This window comes from Klebsiella sp. MBT K-1, from assembly GCF_002556465.1.
GTDB lineage: Bacteria > Pseudomonadota > Gammaproteobacteria > Enterobacterales > Enterobacteriaceae > Klebsiella > Klebsiella grimontii.
Genome location: NZ_PDEL01000002.1, coordinates 370,358 through 385,421, shown reverse-complemented (window position 1 = coordinate 385,421; position 15,064 = coordinate 370,358). Strand labels below are relative to the sequence as shown.

Genomic DNA, 15,064 nt, shown 5'->3' with positions numbered 1-15,064 from the left:
GCCAACCGGCGGGCAGCAATCCTCCTGATCCAGACGATTGCATCCCATAAAAAATAACGCAGCCAGGCTGCGAGGATAATCGTCATGTTCCTGTTTAAAAATACATTATTCCCTCCACCGTCAACGCGACGTTAATCGCCTCTCCGGCGACAATTTGTCGTGTGCTTAATAAAGCACATAGTTAATTCTTCCAGCAAAAATGGAGGAAACTATGTTGATGTTTCCTTATATCGCAAATTTACTCGCCGCGATGCTGTTGGGCGCGCTGATTGGCGCCGAAAGACAGTGGCGGCAGCGGATGGCCGGCCTGCGCACTAATGCGCTGGTCGCCACCGGCGCGGCGGTGTTTATTCTCAGCTCCGTTGCCGCTTCCCCGGATAGCCCGGGCCGTATTGCGGCGCAGGTGGTCTCCGGGATTGGCTTCCTCGGCGCGGGCGTTATCATGCGCGAAGGCATGAACGTGCGCGGCCTTAATACCGCCGCCACGCTGTGGTGCTCGGCGGCGATTGGCGTCCTGTGCGGGTTAGGCCAGTTCTGGCAAGCCGCGGCGGCAACGCTGATCATCCTCTGCGCGAATATTTTACTGCGCGAAGCGGCGCAGCGAATTAATCATATTCCCGGCGCGACAGAAGAAGAGAAATGCTATGTCCTGAATATTATCTGTCATAGCGAACATGAAAACGCGATTCGTCAGCAACTACTCGCTATCAGCAAAGAGATGAGGCTCAGCCTGTTGGGGCTGGCATCCATAACCGCGCAAGAACAAGGGCATAAAGAAATTCGCATCGAGCTGGTCGGCAATGCCGATTATCGCAAGGCGCGAGACCTTATTATGGAAAAAATTGGCGGTCACGAAAATATTACGTCAGTCCGCTGGGCCATTGAGGGAAGTTAACTTTCGGGCAAGAGTTTGCATAAGGAGGGAATGATGAATGTTCCCAGACAATTAAAGTAAGAAGCATTTAATAGCGTAAAAATAAATTATGCATAAGCCAATTATGCAGGGATAACCACGTTTTTAATTTGAGGATAAATCATGACTGACATGAAAATAGAAAACCGGAAACTCAACCGGTCTGCGTCAGAAAATGATAAGCAGCATAAAAAAAGCTTCGCCATTGAAACCGAGGCATTTAACAGCCCGGATCATACGCTGGCGCGGCTCAACAGCAGCCGTCAGGGGCTCACCACCGAAGATGCCCTTGAAAGGCTGGATGAATACGGCCGCAATGAGGTTGCGCATGAGCAGGCGCCGCCGGCGCTAATTCAGCTTTTGCAGGCATTCAATAACCCGTTTATCTATGTCCTGATGGCGCTGGCCGCCGTCAGCTTCGTGACCGATTACTGGCTGCCGCTGCGTAACGGCGAAGAGACCGATCTGACCGGGATTATCATTATCGTCACGATGGTCAGCCTGAGCGGGTTATTGCGTTTCTGGCAGGAGTTTCGCACTAACAAAGCGGCGCAGGCGCTGAAATCAATGGTCCGCACCACGGCGACGGTGCTGCGTCGCGGTCCGGGTAACATGGGGCCGACGCAGGAGGAAATTGCCATTGAGGAGCTGGTGCCCGGTGACATCATCTTCCTGGCGGCGGGGGATCTGGTTCCGGCGGATGTCCGCCTGCTGGAGTCCCGCGACCTGTTCGTTAGCCAGTCGATACTCAGCGGCGAATCGCTGCCGGTTGAAAAGTATGATGTTCTGGCCAGCGTGTCCGGCAAAGGGTGCGACAGGCTGCCCGAGCCGAACAAGGACAAGAGTCTGCTGGAGATGGGCAATATCTGTCTGATGGGCACCAACGTCACCAGCGGCAGGGCGCAGGCGGTGGTGGTGGCCACCGGAAACCGCACCTGGTTTGGTTCGCTGGCGAAGTCTATTGTCGGCACGCGTACCCAGACGGCGTTCGATCGCGGAGTAAACAGCGTCAGCTGGCTGCTGATCCGCTTTATGCTGGTGATGGTGCCGATTGTGCTGCTGATTAACGGCTTCAGCAAAGGCGACTGGGTTGAAGCATCGCTGTTTGCTCTCGCGGTCGCCGTCGGCCTGACGCCGGAAATGCTGCCGATGATCGTCAGCTCAAACCTGGCGAAAGGCGCTATCGCCATGTCGCGGCGCAAAGTGATCGTCAAGCGGCTGAACGCGATTCAGAACTTCGGCGCCATGGACGTGCTGTGCACCGATAAAACCGGCACGCTGACCCAGGACAATATCATTCTTGAGCATCATCTTGACGTCAGCGGCAGCGAGAGCGGCCGGGTGCTGACGCTGGCGTGGCTTAACAGCAGCAGCCAGAGCGGGGCGCGTAATCTGATGGACCGGGCGGTGATGCGCTTTGGCGAGGGGCGGATTGCGCCAGCGACCAAAGAGCGCTTCGTGAAGCTTGATGAACTGCCGTTTGATTTTGTTCGCCGTCGGGTGTCGGTGTCGGTGGAAGATGTCCGCCACGGCGATAAAAGCCTGATCTGCAAAGGCGCGGTCGAAGAGATGCTGACGGTGGCCACGCATCTGCGCGAAGGTGACCGCGTGGTTGCGCTGGATGACACCCGACGCGATCTGCTGTTAGCCAAAACGCAGGATTACAATGCCCAGGGCTTCCGCGTGCTGCTGGTTGCGACCCGCAAGCTGGATGATTCTGCTCTGACAGCCCCGCTGTGCGCCGACGATGAGCAGGGGCTAACGGTCGAAGGAATGCTGACCTTCCTCGACCCGCCGAAAGAGAGCGCGGGAAAAGCGATTACCGCGCTGCGCGACAACGGGGTGGCGGTGAAAGTGTTAACCGGCGATAACCCGGTCGTCACGGCGCGGATTTGCCTGGAAGTGGGCATCGATGCCCACGGTATCCTGACCGGGCCGCAGATTGAGTCGATGACGGATAACGAACTGGAGCGCGAAGTGGAAACGCGCGCGGTGTTCGCCAAACTGACGCCGCTGCAGAAGTCGCGGATCCTGAAAACGCTGCAGAAAAACGGCCACACCGTCGGCTTCCTCGGCGATGGCATCAACGATGCGCCGGCGCTGCGCGATGCGGACGTCGGTATTTCGGTTGACAGCGCGGCGGATATCGCCAAAGAGGCATCCGATATTATCCTGCTGGAAAAGGATTTGATGGTGCTGGAAGAAGGGGTGATCAAAGGGCGTGAGACCTTCGGCAATATCATCAAGTATCTGAACATGACCGCCAGCTCTAACTTCGGCAACGTCTTTTCGGTACTGGTGGCCAGCGCGTTTATTCCGTTCCTGCCGATGCTGGCGATTCATCTGCTGATCCAGAACCTGATGTACGATCTCTCCCAGATCTCGCTGCCGTGGGACAAGATGGACAAAGAGTTCCTGCGCAAACCGCGCAAGTGGGATGCGAAAAACATCGGCCGCTTTATGCTGTGGATTGGCCCGACGTCGTCCATTTTTGATATCACCACCTTCGCGCTGATGTGGTACGTGTTCGCGGCGAACAACGTCGAAGCCCAGGCGCTGTTTCAGTCCGGATGGTTTATTGAAGGACTACTGTCGCAGACGCTGGTCGTACATATGCTGAGAACGCAGAAAATTCCGTTTATCCAGAGCCGCGCGACGCTGCCGGTGCTGCTCACCACCGCATTGATTATGGCGATGGGCATCTACATTCCGTTCTCTCCGCTGGGAGCGATGGTCGGGCTGGAGCCGCTGCCGCTGAGCTACTTCCCGTGGCTGGTCGCGACGCTGCTCAGCTACTGCGTGGTCGCGCAGGGCATGAAGCATTTCTATATCAAACGTTTCGGTCAGTGGTTCTGATAATAAGGAGGCGCAGAGATGAATCGTTCTCCGGACACTATCATCGCGCTGATATTTTTCCTGATGGGTCTGCTGGTGCTGCTGTTGGCTATCTGGCAAATCCTGTTCTGAATAAGGGGGCGCGATGCGCAAAGGTTCGCTGGACAAAGTCTTTATTCAGGTGGCGCTGATTGCGGCCATCATTATTTTGCTGACTATCTGGATTAGATAAGAGGATCCCGGGCCACTGGCCCGGGATGAGCATTTCTGCCGGAGAAAAGATTACAGATCGAAGCGGTCGAGGTTCATCACCTTGGTCCAGGCGGCGACAAAGTCGCTGACGAACTTCTGCCGCGCATCGCTGCAGGCATACACTTCGGCCAGGGCGCGCAGGACGGAGTTGGAGCCAAACACCAGATCGACGCGGGTCGCGGTGTATTTCTCTTCGCCGCTCTTACGATCGCGGCCGATAAACAGCTCAGCGTGCTCGTCAGCGGCTTTCCAGACGGTACCCATATCGAGCAGGTTAGCGAAGAAATCGTTGCTCAATACGCCAACGCGGTCGGTAAATACGCCGTGGCGGCTGCCGTCAAAGTTAGCGCCCAGCACGCGCAGACCGCCTACCAGGACCGTCATTTCCGGCGCCGTCAGCGTTAACTGCTGCGCTTTATCAATCAGCAGCGTTTCGGTGGAGATGCCGCCGCCCACGCGGCGATAGTTGCGGAAACCATCGGCCAGCGGCTGCAGCAGATCCATCGCTTCGACATCGGTCTGATCCTGACGCGCATCGACGCGGCCAGGGGCGAAGGGTACGCTGACCTGAACACCTGCCGCCGCGGCAGCCTGCTCAATGCCCACCACGCCGGCGAGGACGATGATATCGGCCAGCGACGCTTTACCGGATGCCTGCTGAATCGCCTGCAGGGTCGGCAGCACGCGGGAGGCGATGGCGTTGACCGGCCACGATTTCTGCGGCTCGAGCGCCAGACGCGCGCCGTTGGCGCCGCCGCGTTTATCGCCGCCGCGGAAGGTGGATGCGGATGCCCAGGCCACGGAAACCAGCTCGCTGACCGAAAGGCCGGCGTCGGCAATGGCGGTTTTCAGCGTCGCGATATCCTCTGCGGTCGGGGCGTGGATCGCCGCCGGTAGCGGGTCTTGCCAGATCAGATCTTCTTTCGGCACTTCCGGGCCCATGTAGCGGGACTTCGGCCCCATATCGCGGTGGATCAGTTTAAACCACGCGCGGGCGAAAGCTTCGTTAAAGGCCTGCGGGTCGTTCAGGAAGCGGCGGGAAATCTTGTCGAATTCCGGGTCAAAGCGCAGCGTCAGGTCGGTGACCAGCATGGTCGGCTTGCGTTTTTTCTCCGGGTTAAACGGGTCAGGAATGATTTCAGGGGCGTCTTTCGCTTCGAACTGAATCGCGCCTGCCGGGCTGCGGGTCTGCACCCACTCATATTTGTACAGGTTTTCGAAGAAGTAGTTGCTCCATTGGGTTGGCGTTTGCGTCCACACCACTTCCAGACCGGAGGTAATCGCGTCGGCGCCCGCGCCGCTGCCGTAGCTGTTCGCCCAGCCGAGGCCCTGCGCTTCGATCGGCGCCGCTTCCGGCTCTGCGCCAACGTGGCTGGTCACCGCGGAACCGTGGGTTTTGCCCAGCGTATGGCCGCCGGCGATCAGCGCGACGATCTCTTCATCATTCATCGCCATATTGCCGAAGGTCGCGCGAATTGCGGAGGCCGCGGAGAGCGGGTCGCCGCTGGCGTTAGGGCCTTCAGGGTTGACGTAAATCAGCCCCATTTCGGTGGCGCCGATCGCCTGCTGATTCAGGCTTTCCGGATGACGATGGGCCAGCCATTCGGTTTCATTACCCCAGTCAACGTCCAGATCCGGTTCCCATACGTCTTCACGACCGGCCCCGAAGCCAAACGTGCGGAAACCGGCGTTTTCCAGCGCCACGTTGCCCGCCAGCATATAAAGGTCAGCCCAGGAGATTTTCTGGCCGTATTTCTGTTTGACCGGCCACAGCAGGCGACGGGCTTTGTCGAGGCTGACGTTATCCGGCCAGGAGTTGAGCGGAGCGAAACGCTGCTGCCCGCGGCCCGCGCCGCCGCGACCGTCAACGGTACGATAGGTACCGGCGCCGTGCCATGCCATACGAATAAACAGCCCGATATAGCTACCCCAGTCCGCCGGCCACCACTCCTGAGAGTCGGTGAGCAGGGCGCGCAGATCGGCTTTCAGGGCCGAATAGTCGAGTTTCTTAAACTCTTCGCGGTAGTTAAAGTTTTCGCCCAGCGGGTTTGAACGATTGGAGTGCTGATTCAGCAGATCCACGCGTAGTTGATTAGGCCACCAGTCGCGGTTGCCGGTGCCACCGCCCGCGCTCTGCGTGGGCGTCGACGTTTCGGCGTGGAAAGGGCATTTCCCTGCCGACGGGGTATTCGAAGGATCGTTTGACGTGCTCATATCAGGCTCCGTTTGCTTTTGTGAATGCCATTACGATATACACTGCTACCAATAAGCGATATTTGAATGAGTCTACGGATTTAATAGTTATTTCCGTTCAATGCTCTTGTAAAAACCGAATATATATCATTGTTGAAGGGCTGGTTTTCAACAATGACCTCACCACCATAGTCGTAACATCAGCGTAAAGGAATCGTTAAGGCATCATCTCCGCCAGCGAAGACCCCATTATTTGCGTTATGACAATTTTAGTGCGTAAACAAGCTTAGCGCTGCCAGTATAAAGGCGTACCAAAAACGTCGATAAAATAGTCAATTACCGCCCGTACGTTAAGTGACGGATGCCGGGCGTGAGGGTAAATCGCCGAGACCGGCGAGGGGGTATTGCCGATTGCCGCGGCGTAGCGGGGCATCAGCTTAATCAGCTTTCCTTCTCCAGTCGCTTCATTAACCATCCAGTCGGGAAAGAGGACCACCCCCATCCCCCCCAGCGCAGCGGTCAGCAGCGCATCGGCGTTATTTGAAGTGAGCTGCGGCGTTTGCGGATAGTGCACCCATTCCCCTTGCGCAAGGCGGAACAGCCAGCGGTTGGGCCCGTTTGAGCCGCTGTAGACCAGCGTGCTGTGCTGGCGAAGATCTTCCGGCGTCTCCGGGATGCCGCGGCGTTGCAGATACGCCGGAGCGGCGACCAGATAGTGATGCTGCATACCCAGTACCCTGGCGTGAACGCTGGAATCCGGCAGGCTACCGATGCGAAAAATCACATCGGTCGCATCGCGGTGCGGATCGATGAAATCATCGGTCAGCGCCAGCTCAATCTGCATCTGCGGATAGCGCGCCGTTAGCCCCGGCAGCCAGGGCGCGATATGGCGCTGGCCAAAATAGACCGGGGCGTTGATGCGCACCAGCCCGCCCGGCTCAAGGCTCCGGTCCTGCAAATCGCGTCGCGCGGCGCTGAACTGTTCGCTGATGCCTCTGGCATGAGCGGCAAACAGGCGTCCTGCTTCGGTAGGCACCACGGCCCGGGTATTACGATAAAACAGCTGCTGGCCGAGCGCGTCCTCAAGCTGGTGAATAGTGCGCGATACCATTGAGGGAGAAACGCCTTCTCGTCGCGCCACTGTGGAAAAGCTCTGGCTGTCGTAAACGGCCATAAACAGCTGCAGCGCCCGAAAATTCACATTACCCGCATCGCTCATTAATGCAATATCCGCAAAAGTGTTTCCTTGATTGTATCGTTTTTCACATCACTCCGCTGTTTTATGCTCTGCCACCTCATTAATAATCGGATATCAACGATGCAGTTATTACTGATTTTTCTTGTGATTGCCGGCGGCATGGGATTATCCGTGGAAGCCGGACTACTCGGGCCGCTGGCCGGTCAGGTAGGGGACCTGTGGGCCACCTTCAGCATTTTCAGCGTCGGCAGCGCGCTGACGTTTCTGCTGATGCTGCTGTTTGGCCAGAGACAAAGCCCCTCGTTCTTTTCTTTGCCGGGCTGGCAGCTTACCGGGGGCATCCTGGGCCCCATCTATGTCGTCATCTTAACCATCGCCGTGCCGGTTATCGGTATCGCCATGACGATGATCGGCATTCTTGCCGGCCAGGTCTGCAAAAGCCTGTTGATTGACCATTACGGCCTGTTTGGTTCGCCAAAACGTAAAATCGACGGTCGGCGGCTTATCGCGCTGCTGTTTATCGTCGTCGCCCTGATTCTGATCGCCACAAGCTGAGGAGTTAAGATGAGTAGCATAATGATTTTGCTGGCGCTGGCCGGCGGCGCGATGTTGAGTATGCAGGCGGCGATTAACGGTCGTTTGGGCAGTCAGGTAGGCGTATTTCGTAGCGCGTTTCTCACTTTCTCCGTGGGCGCGTTGATCACCGCGCTGCTGATTTTCTACTTTGCGCCCCACCAGACGACGACGCTGCTGGATGTGCCGAAATGGCAGCTGCTGGGGGCATTTTGCGGCGTCCCCTATATCGTGATTATGGTGGTGGCGGTGCAGCGTATTGGTACCGCGGCGGCCACGGTGGCGGTGATTTTTGGCCAACTGGCCATGAGCTTGCTTATCGATAACTTTGGCTGGCTGGGTAATGACGCCATTACCTTTTCGCCGGGGCGGCTGGGGGCGATCGTTTGTCTGGGGCTGGCGCTGTTCTTTATTTATCGCTCCGGCACGGCGGCAAAAGCCGCAGAGAAGCGATAGACCGCCCACCTGTTCAGGTGAGTTGTCGCGCATCGCCAACCGCGGCCATACTGTTCGTCACCATGTAACTGGCGCTTTAGACAGATCACTGTCGGGGAGCATGGTTGCCGCCGCCGCGCGCCTGGGCATCACTTCGCTGTATGGAGATACGCTATGCCTGAGATTTCGTCGCTGCTGACCTTCGCTCTGGTGGCCCTTGGCCTGGTGCTGACCCCGGGGCCGAATATGATCTATTTGATTTCGCGCTCACTTTGCCAGGGAAGAAGGGCCGGGCTGGTCTCCCTCGGCGGGGTGGCGCTGGGGTTTGTCTTTTATATGCTGTGCGCGGCGTTCGGTATTACCGCGCTGATCTTCGCCGTGCCCTATGCTTATGACGTCTTGCGCATCAGCGGCGTTGTCTATCTGCTTTATCTGGCCTGGCAGGCGGTGAGGCCCGGCGGGCGCTCGGTTTTTGCGGTGCGGGATCTGCCCGCCGATAGCGGCCGTAAGCTGTTTTTGATGGGCTTTATCACTAATCTGGCGAACCCTAAAATCGCTATTATGTACCTCTCATTGCTGCCGCAGTTTATCTCTCCCGGACACGGCAGCATCCTTGCGCAGTCGCTGGTACTGGGATTTACCCAGGCGATAATTAGCGTGGCGGTTAACGCGCTGATTGTGATGATGGCCGGGCAGGTGTCGCTGTTTCTCGCGGGGCGCCCGTTGTGGCAGCAGTTTCAGCGCTGGCTGATGGCGACGGTACTGGCGGGGATGGCGGTGAAAATTGCCTTCGAAGCGCGGAAGTAATCGCTCTGCCCGGTAGCATAGCGCTGCCGGGCGCAGCGGAAGGGGATTAAGCCCCCGGGCCAATCAGCCGCGAGCGGATCGTGGCTTCCGGCATCATCTCCAGCAGACCGTTGCACAGCATCTCTCCCGCCTCCTGCCGCGCGCTAAGCGGCATTTCCGGCAGGCTTTCAAGAATAAACCACATCCGCGGACTCTCCACGCTCAGGCGAGTACGGACTCCCTGCCTCCAGTTCCAGCGTCGGCAGGTCACGCCGCGATCGTCGCCCCAGACCACTTCTCCCGCGTCGGGGTATTCGTCAACCGTCTGTCCTTCTTTAACGGTATCGAACGGCTCGCTGCCGTCCGCGATCTTGAGCTGTGGGGCGCCAACATACGCCGCCAGGTTTTCGCCGCCGACCGGCACGGCGTAGCGCAGGCTTACCGCGTTATAGAGATCGACGATAGGATCGAGCGCGGCCATCTCGCCATCGCGCAGCACCCGTTTGCGCAAGGCTTCCGCCGAGCAGGGGGTCCTTTTAGGTTTTGCGCCAAAGGCGCGGAATACTTCGCTCCAGGCCTGCAGGTGCGCCTCCGCCCACTGCGGCTCGCCGACGAGAACCGCTTTGCAGGCGGAGCGGAGCGCATCGGACCCGACCTGGGGAGCGCGTACGGCGGCGGAAACAACATCAATGCTCAGGGCGCGAAAGCCGGGGGCCATCGCGGAGACCTGCGGGCTGATTGACGGTAATACGCTATTCATTGGATAATCCTGTAACGACCATTTTAAAGCATAATATCGACCGATGACCAATAAAGTCAATATAACGACCGATGCGGGCGCCGATGCCGCCATGATCAATGAAGCCGTTGCGGCGCGCCTTAAACGCTACCGGGCGGAAAAGAAGATCTCCCTTGATGAGCTGTCGCGACGCGCGGGGGTCAGTAAAGGCATGCTGGTAGACATTGAAGCCTGCAGGGCCAATCCGAGCATCGCGCTGTTGTGCCGTCTGGCCTCGGCGCTGGGCGTATCCGTGGCCGATTTTGTCAACGTCGCCGCCGCGCCGCCGGTCAAGGTGATGGCCGCAAGCGATATTCCCACCCTATGGCAGGGCGAGCGGGGCGGTCATGCGCGGCTGCTTGCCGGTACCAGCGGACCGGATATGGTGGAGCTCTGGCAATGGAGTCTCTATCCCGGTGAGATTTTTACCTCGCCGGGGCACGGCGATGGCACGACAGAACTGCTTTTCGTGACCGAGGGCGCCTTAACCCTGACGGTCAACGACGCGAGCTATGTGATTGTCGCCGGAGAGTCCGCCGTGGCGCGCACCGACGCCCCGCATAGCTACGCTAACGCCGGGGATGCGGTCACGCGGTTCACTATGACGGTCAGCGAAAAAGCGCGTTAGTATTATCCCGACCGCGCTCCTCCTTCACGGCGAGCGCACCAAATCCATGCAATGCCCCATCATCACTCCCCATTATTGGGAATCGCGGCGACGCCTGTCGTCGCATGGCTGAGTTTACGCGCTCTGCGCGCCTGGCATAGACCTTGCAAACTCCTCGTCAGAAGGCAGCGCAACAGACAATTGAGATAACACAATAGCTGGCTAGGGTTCCGGTTCACTCAGGTGAACGTCTGGTCCGAGAGCTGGCGACCTCTGCGAGGTTACACGGCGGGACAAAAGCCCGGGAGACAGCAGCACCGTTGGGTGTCGCGCTGCCCCCGTTTCCCGTGCTAACCAGAGGTCCACCATGAAGACACCGCCGCTCCTCCGCTCTCTAATTCTGTCGCTGGCGCTGCTGGCCAGCGTCCCATCGTTTGCCGCCGTCAAAAAAGAGTTCAACGTCTGCTGGACTATCTACGCCGGATGGATGCCCTGGGGCACCATCAGCAACGAAAAAATCATCGATAAGTGGGCCAGTAAATACGGCATCAAAATCAATATCGTTCAGCTAAACGACTACATCGAGTCCATCAACCAGTATACCGCGGGCCAGTTTGACGGCTGCACCATGACCAACATGGATGCCCTGACCATTCCGGCGGCGGGCGGCGTTGACACGACGGCGCTGATTACCGGCAGCTACTCCGACGGCAACGACGGCGTGGTACTGAAGGGGGCGAATAAAAAGCTCAGCGATCTGAAAGGGATGGCGGTGTATCTCCCGGAGCTTTCGGTATCGCACTACCTGCTGGTTCGCGGCCTGGAAAAAGCCGGACTGCAGGAAAAAGACGTCAAAGTGGTCAATACCTCGGATGCGGATATCGTCTCGGCCTTTGGCACCAGCGGCGTACGCGCGGCGGTGGCCTGGAATCCGCAGCTTTCGGTTATCAAAAAGACGCCGCAAACCACGGAAGTCTTTAGCTCTTCGCAGGTTCCCGGCGAGCTGATCGACATGATGGTGGTGAATACTCAGACGCTGAAAGATAACCCGGCGCTGGGCAAAGCCCTGACCGGCGCCTGGTTCGAGATGATGACCAAAATGCGGGCCGGCGATACCGAGGCGCTAAACGCGATGGCCGCCGACTCCGGCACCGACCTCGCCGGTTACCAGGCGCAGCTAAAAACGACCCATCTGTTCTGGACGCCTGCCGACACCCTGACGTTTATCTCCTCGCCGGAGCTGGCCAAAACCATGCAGCGGGTGGCGCAGTTCTCCTTTGATAAAGGACTGCTGGGCGAGGGCGCGCAGAGCGCCGACTTTATCGGCATGACCTTCCCCGGCGGCGTCACCGTCGGCGATACCGCGAACAGCAAGCTGCGCTTTGACGACAGCTATCTGAAGCTGGCCGCGGCGGGCAAGCTGTAATGATTGACTCCGGGAGTCCACGCCATGCGCCACATTAACCGCTATCCCCGGCAGGGTATGCGCCTGACGCTGATGCTGTTGCCCTTTGTCCTGCTGGTCGCCGCCTGGTTTATCGGCTCGGCGGTGCGGCTGGAAGCCAATCCGCAGGATAAGCTGCTGCCCGGCCTGTCGCAGATGATCGCGGCCATTGACCGGATGGCGTTCACGCCGGATAAACGCAGCGGTGAGTATCTGCTATGGGCCGATACGCTGATTAGCCTGGGCCGCCTGCTGATTGGCCTGACGTTCTCTTCGCTGATTGGCCTGGGCATCGGCATCGCCGCCGGCGTGTTCCCGATGTACCGCGCGGCGCTGTCGCCGCTGATGACCGTGGTGTCGATGATCCCGCCGCTGGCGATCCTGCCGGTGCTGTTTATTGTCTTCGGCCTGGATGAGCTGTCAAAAGTGATGCTCATCGTCATCGGCATTACGCCGATGCTGGCGCGCGACCTTGAACAGCGGGCGCGGGAAATCCCGGCGGAGCTGTTTATCAAAGCGCAAACCCTCGGCGCCAATAGCTGGACGGTGGTGCTGCGGGTGGTGCTGCCGCAGCTGCTATCGCGGCTGATCACCTCTCTGCGCCTGCTGCTGGGCTCCGCGTGGCTGTTTTTGATCTCCGCTGAGGCCATCTCCGCCACCGCCGGGCTCGGCTATCGCATATTCCTCGTTCGCCGCTATATGGCGATGGACGTGATTATTCCTTACGTCATCTGGATAACGCTGCTGGCGTGGCTGATGGATCTGGCTCTGCGCCAGCTGCACAAAGCCTGTTGCCCGTGGGCGGAAGGAGGTCGGGCATGAGTTTTATCGACATCAAAAATATCTGGCAGGAGTATGGCGATCACGTGGTGCTGGAGCGCATCAATTTGCAGGTGAAAGAGGGCGAGTTCTGTTCGATGGTCGGCGCGTCCGGCTGCGGCAAATCAACCTTTTTACGTCTGCTGCTCGGCCAGGAAAAGCCGACTCGCGGCGAAATCACTCTCGACGGCCAGCCGCTGGCGGCGGAGCCGGACCGCAGCCGCGGCGTGGTGTTTCAGCGTTATTCGGTTTTCCCGCATCTCAACGTGCTGGATAACGTCGCCATAGGTCTTGAACTTCCGGCGTCACCGCTGTTTGGCCGGCTGTTTGCCGGCAGGAAACGCGACGCCCGCGAACGGGCGCGGCGGATGCTGGAGAAAGTCGGGCTGGAGCACGCGCTGGATAAATACCCGGCGCAGCTCTCCGGCGGGATGCAGCAGAGGCTGGCGATTGCCCAGGCGTTCGTGATGCAGCCGCGCGTGCTGCTGCTCGATGAACCCTTCGGCGCGCTGGACCCTGGGATCCGCAAGGATATGCACGGGCTGCTGCTCCAGCTATGGAGCGAAACCCGGATGACGGTTTTTATGGTCACCCACGACCTTGCGGAAGGCTTCAACCTTGGCACCCGGCTGCTGGTTTTCGACAAAGTGCGCATTGATCCGCAGGCGCCCAACGCCTGGGGGGCGCGCATTACCTACGATATCCCGCTCAATGAAGCGCGGATGTCGCAGCTGACGACCAGCAGCGACAATAACGTTTACGCATTAAGGAGATAGTTTGATGACCGCACTTTTTCACTCCTCCCCCAGCCTGCGCGAAGAGCGGCTCCCCGGCGGGGCGCACACCTCGTTAATTTTGCGCAAAGGGCAAATTCTGCGCCTGACCGATATCGACGGCGGGGCCAACGTCAGCATGATGATGCTTAATCCCCACGAGAAGAGCGAGCGTCTGAATCTGCCGGACACCCTCAAGGGCCAGCATACCGCGCGCCTGACCGCCGGGCACTGTTTCTACTCCGATATGGGGCGCGTCCTGGCCGGGATCGTTGCCGACAGCTGCGGCTGGCACGACCCGTTCGGCGGGGTGCTCAACGCCGATGAGACGCGTGAAAAATATGGCGCAGGACGCTACCAGGAGCTGCGCAACGGCTTCTATCGCAACGGCGTCGATAACCTGCTGGTCGAGATGGGCAAGTGGGATCTGGGCCTGGAAGACCTGCTGATGGTGGTTAACTTCTTCAGCAAAGTGACCGTCGATGAGGACGGCAGTTTCCGCTTTATCCCCGGCAACAGCCGCGCCGGAGATTACGTTGAGCTGTTTGCGCCGATGGATGTCCTCATGGTACTGACCGCGCTGCCGCATCCCCAGGACCCGGTCGCGGAATACGCCCCGCGGCCGATTCAGCTTAGCTGGTATCAGGCCGACGATGCGCAGGCGACCGCGGAAGCGCTCTTTACTCGCGATGAAAACCAGCGCGCGTTCCTCAACACCCAACTTTTTGCCCTGTAAGGAGACTGCGATGCGTCTTATCACCAGTAACCGTCGTCCTGAAGATGCCGTCTATCGCCATGTGATCCCGGCAGGGGAACCCTGGCTGTTTGAGGTACAAAAAGGGCAAACCCTGCGCCTGCTAGACCTCGAAGGCAACCAGGCCATCGATACTCTGTTTTACAACGCCGATAACCCCCGCGAACGCTACGATCCGCAGCGCACGCTGCGCCGCCAGGGCAATGCCTATCTGACCACCGGCAGCGTGCTCTATTCCAATCTGGGCAATCCGCTGCTGACCATCGTTGCTGATACCTGCGGTCGCCACGATACCCTCGGCGGCGCCTGCGCCCAGGAGAGCAACACCGTGCGCTACGCCCAGGATAAACGCTATATGCACAGCTGCCGGGATAATTTCCTTTGCGCCTGCCTGCACGATGGTCGCCTGCACAAGCGCGATATCGGCGCCAATATCAACTTTTTTATGAACGTCCCGGTCACCCCGGAAGGCGGTCTGACCTTTGAGGACGGCATATCGGCGGCGGGGAAATACGTTGAGCTGCGCGCCGAGTGCAGCGCCGTGGTGCTGATTTCCAACTGTCCGCAGTTGAACAATCCCTGCAACGGCTGGAACCCCACGCCCGCCGAGGTGCTGGTATGGAACTGACCCGCTGGCAGCGCTGGCGCCTGTTGGCCTTTCGGCTCTTCGCCGTCCGCGCCGATCGCCTTAACAGTACGCCGAC

16 protein-coding genes and 2 riboswitches are annotated in these 15,064 nt (G+C 59.0%); of the genes, 13 read left to right on the top strand and 3 right to left on the bottom strand.

Annotated features, from left to right (window positions below; genetic code table 11):
- Window positions 1-199: 199 nt before the first annotated feature.
- From CMQ96_RS04310 to mgtU, 4 genes are all read left to right on the top strand, one after another.
- Window positions 200-895 (top strand): MgtC family protein, encoded by a 696-nt coding sequence (locus CMQ96_RS04310; protein WP_004138035.1) that lies wholly within the window; start codon window positions 200-202, stop codon window positions 893-895.
- Between the two features lie 141 nt (window positions 896-1,036).
- Window positions 1,037-3,769 (top strand): magnesium-translocating P-type ATPase, encoded by a 2,733-nt coding sequence (gene mgtA / locus CMQ96_RS04305; RefSeq protein ID WP_098066030.1) that lies wholly within the window; start codon window positions 1,037-1,039, stop codon window positions 3,767-3,769.
- An 18-nt stretch (window positions 3,770-3,787) separates the two neighbouring features.
- Window positions 3,788-3,880 (top strand): protein MgtR, encoded by a 93-nt coding sequence (gene mgtR / locus CMQ96_RS04300; RefSeq protein ID WP_004101989.1) that lies wholly within the window; start codon window positions 3,788-3,790, stop codon window positions 3,878-3,880.
- A 13-nt stretch (window positions 3,881-3,893) separates the two neighbouring features.
- On the top strand, window positions 3,894-3,980 hold the full coding sequence (gene mgtU / locus CMQ96_RS28820) for a magnesium transporter protection protein MgtU (protein WP_255256980.1): 87 nt from the start codon (window positions 3,894-3,896) through the stop codon (window positions 3,978-3,980).
- A 50-nt stretch (window positions 3,981-4,030) separates the two neighbouring features.
- Here the strand turns inward: mgtU and katG are convergent, their stop codons facing one another.
- The gene (gene katG, locus CMQ96_RS04295; protein WP_004138022.1) at window positions 4,031-6,214 is read right to left on the bottom strand and encodes a catalase/peroxidase HPI; all 2,184 of its coding nucleotides are present in this window, start codon (window positions 6,212-6,214) and stop codon (window positions 4,031-4,033) included.
- A gap of 265 nt (window positions 6,215-6,479) precedes the next feature.
- Window positions 6,480-7,412, bottom strand: coding sequence for a LysR family transcriptional regulator (locus CMQ96_RS04290; protein WP_098066027.1), 933 nt, complete (start codon window positions 7,410-7,412; stop codon window positions 6,480-6,482).
- Between the two features lie 99 nt (window positions 7,413-7,511).
- Here CMQ96_RS04290 and CMQ96_RS04285 point away from each other — a divergent pair, with 99 nt between their 5' ends.
- From CMQ96_RS04285 to CMQ96_RS04275, 3 genes are all read left to right on the top strand, one after another.
- On the top strand, window positions 7,512-7,946 hold the full coding sequence (locus tag CMQ96_RS04285) for a DMT family transporter (RefSeq protein WP_004138020.1): 435 nt from the start codon (window positions 7,512-7,514) through the stop codon (window positions 7,944-7,946).
- Window positions 7,947-7,955: 9 nt separating this feature from the next.
- Window positions 7,956-8,420 (top strand): DMT family transporter, encoded by a 465-nt coding sequence (locus tag CMQ96_RS04280; protein ID WP_024358203.1) that lies wholly within the window; start codon window positions 7,956-7,958, stop codon window positions 8,418-8,420.
- 54 nt (window positions 8,421-8,474) lie between these two features.
- Window positions 8,475-8,554: riboswitch (ZMP/ZTP riboswitch) on the top strand.
- Between the two features lie 19 nt (window positions 8,555-8,573).
- On the top strand, window positions 8,574-9,206 hold the full coding sequence (locus CMQ96_RS04275) for a LysE family translocator (protein ID WP_004138018.1): 633 nt from the start codon (window positions 8,574-8,576) through the stop codon (window positions 9,204-9,206).
- Between the two features lie 46 nt (window positions 9,207-9,252).
- On the opposite strand, the gene CMQ96_RS04270 is transcribed toward CMQ96_RS04275, so the two are convergent.
- A complete protein-coding gene (locus CMQ96_RS04270; protein WP_098066024.1) occupies window positions 9,253-9,945 on the bottom strand; it encodes a B3/4 domain-containing protein in 693 nt (230 codons plus the stop codon).
- Window positions 9,946-9,988: 43 nt separating this feature from the next.
- On the opposite strand from CMQ96_RS04270, the gene CMQ96_RS04265 reads away from it, so the two are divergent.
- The 6 genes from CMQ96_RS04265 to CMQ96_RS04240 all read left to right on the top strand — a co-directional run bounded on the left by CMQ96_RS04265 (window position 9,989) and on the right by CMQ96_RS04240 (window position 14,988).
- Window positions 9,989-10,591, top strand: a complete 603-nt coding sequence (locus tag CMQ96_RS04265) for an XRE family transcriptional regulator (protein ID WP_004138015.1) — start codon at window positions 9,989-9,991, stop codon at window positions 10,589-10,591.
- 190 nt (window positions 10,592-10,781) lie between these two features.
- Window positions 10,782-10,880, top strand: a riboswitch (guanidine-I (ykkC/yxkD leader).
- 57 nt (window positions 10,881-10,937) lie between these two features.
- Window positions 10,938-11,996 (top strand): putative urea ABC transporter substrate-binding protein, encoded by a 1,059-nt coding sequence (locus tag CMQ96_RS04260; protein ID WP_004138013.1) that lies wholly within the window; start codon window positions 10,938-10,940, stop codon window positions 11,994-11,996.
- 24 nt (window positions 11,997-12,020) lie between these two features.
- Complete coding sequence (locus CMQ96_RS04255; protein ID WP_098066021.1) at window positions 12,021-12,836, top strand: ABC transporter permease; 816 nt, start codon at window positions 12,021-12,023, stop codon at window positions 12,834-12,836.
- The gene (locus tag CMQ96_RS04250; RefSeq protein WP_098066018.1) at window positions 12,833-13,609 is read left to right on the top strand and encodes an ABC transporter ATP-binding protein; all 777 of its coding nucleotides are present in this window, start codon (window positions 12,833-12,835) and stop codon (window positions 13,607-13,609) included. Before CMQ96_RS04255 ends, CMQ96_RS04250 begins: the two co-directional genes overlap by 4 nt.
- 4 nt (window positions 13,610-13,613) lie before the next feature.
- Complete coding sequence (locus CMQ96_RS04245) at window positions 13,614-14,342, top strand: urea amidolyase associated protein UAAP1 (protein WP_064410674.1); 729 nt, start codon at window positions 13,614-13,616, stop codon at window positions 14,340-14,342.
- Between the two features lie 10 nt (window positions 14,343-14,352).
- The gene (locus tag CMQ96_RS04240; RefSeq protein WP_004138008.1) at window positions 14,353-14,988 is read left to right on the top strand and encodes an urea amidolyase associated protein UAAP2; all 636 of its coding nucleotides are present in this window, start codon (window positions 14,353-14,355) and stop codon (window positions 14,986-14,988) included.
- Window positions 14,989-15,064: the final 76 nt, after the last annotated feature.

What these genes read in the sequence shown, in the direction of transcription:
- mgtU (WP_255256980.1), top strand. Translation starts at nt 3,894, where the DNA reads ATGCGCAAAGGTTCGCTGGACAAAGTCTTTATTCAGGTGGCGCTGATT.
- CMQ96_RS04260 (WP_004138013.1), top strand. Translation starts at nt 10,938, where the DNA reads ATGAAGACACCGCCGCTCCTCCGCTCTCTAATTCTGTCGCTGGCGCTG.
- CMQ96_RS04240 (WP_004138008.1), top strand. Translation starts at nt 14,353, where the DNA reads ATGCGTCTTATCACCAGTAACCGTCGTCCTGAAGATGCCGTCTATCGC.
- CMQ96_RS04245 (WP_064410674.1), top strand. Translation starts at nt 13,614, where the DNA reads ATGACCGCACTTTTTCACTCCTCCCCCAGCCTGCGCGAAGAGCGGCTC.
- CMQ96_RS04250 (WP_098066018.1), top strand. Translation starts at nt 12,833, where the DNA reads ATGAGTTTTATCGACATCAAAAATATCTGGCAGGAGTATGGCGATCAC.
- CMQ96_RS04270 (WP_098066024.1), bottom strand. Translation starts at nt 9,945, where the DNA reads ATGAATAGCGTATTACCGTCAATCAGCCCGCAGGTCTCCGCGATGGCC.
- CMQ96_RS04280 (WP_024358203.1), top strand. Translation starts at nt 7,956, where the DNA reads ATGAGTAGCATAATGATTTTGCTGGCGCTGGCCGGCGGCGCGATGTTG.
- CMQ96_RS04275 (WP_004138018.1), top strand. Translation starts at nt 8,574, where the DNA reads ATGCCTGAGATTTCGTCGCTGCTGACCTTCGCTCTGGTGGCCCTTGGC.
- mgtA (WP_098066030.1), top strand. Translation starts at nt 1,037, where the DNA reads ATGACTGACATGAAAATAGAAAACCGGAAACTCAACCGGTCTGCGTCA.
- CMQ96_RS04290 (WP_098066027.1), bottom strand. Translation starts at nt 7,412, where the DNA reads ATGAGCGATGCGGGTAATGTGAATTTTCGGGCGCTGCAGCTGTTTATG.
- mgtR (WP_004101989.1), top strand. Translation starts at nt 3,788, where the DNA reads ATGAATCGTTCTCCGGACACTATCATCGCGCTGATATTTTTCCTGATG.
- CMQ96_RS04285 (WP_004138020.1), top strand. Translation starts at nt 7,512, where the DNA reads ATGCAGTTATTACTGATTTTTCTTGTGATTGCCGGCGGCATGGGATTA.
- CMQ96_RS04255 (WP_098066021.1), top strand. Translation starts at nt 12,021, where the DNA reads ATGCGCCACATTAACCGCTATCCCCGGCAGGGTATGCGCCTGACGCTG.
- CMQ96_RS04310 (WP_004138035.1), top strand. Translation starts at nt 200, where the DNA reads ATGGAGGAAACTATGTTGATGTTTCCTTATATCGCAAATTTACTCGCC.
- CMQ96_RS04265 (WP_004138015.1), top strand. Translation starts at nt 9,989, where the DNA reads ATGACCAATAAAGTCAATATAACGACCGATGCGGGCGCCGATGCCGCC.
- katG (WP_004138022.1), bottom strand. Translation starts at nt 6,214, where the DNA reads ATGAGCACGTCAAACGATCCTTCGAATACCCCGTCGGCAGGGAAATGC.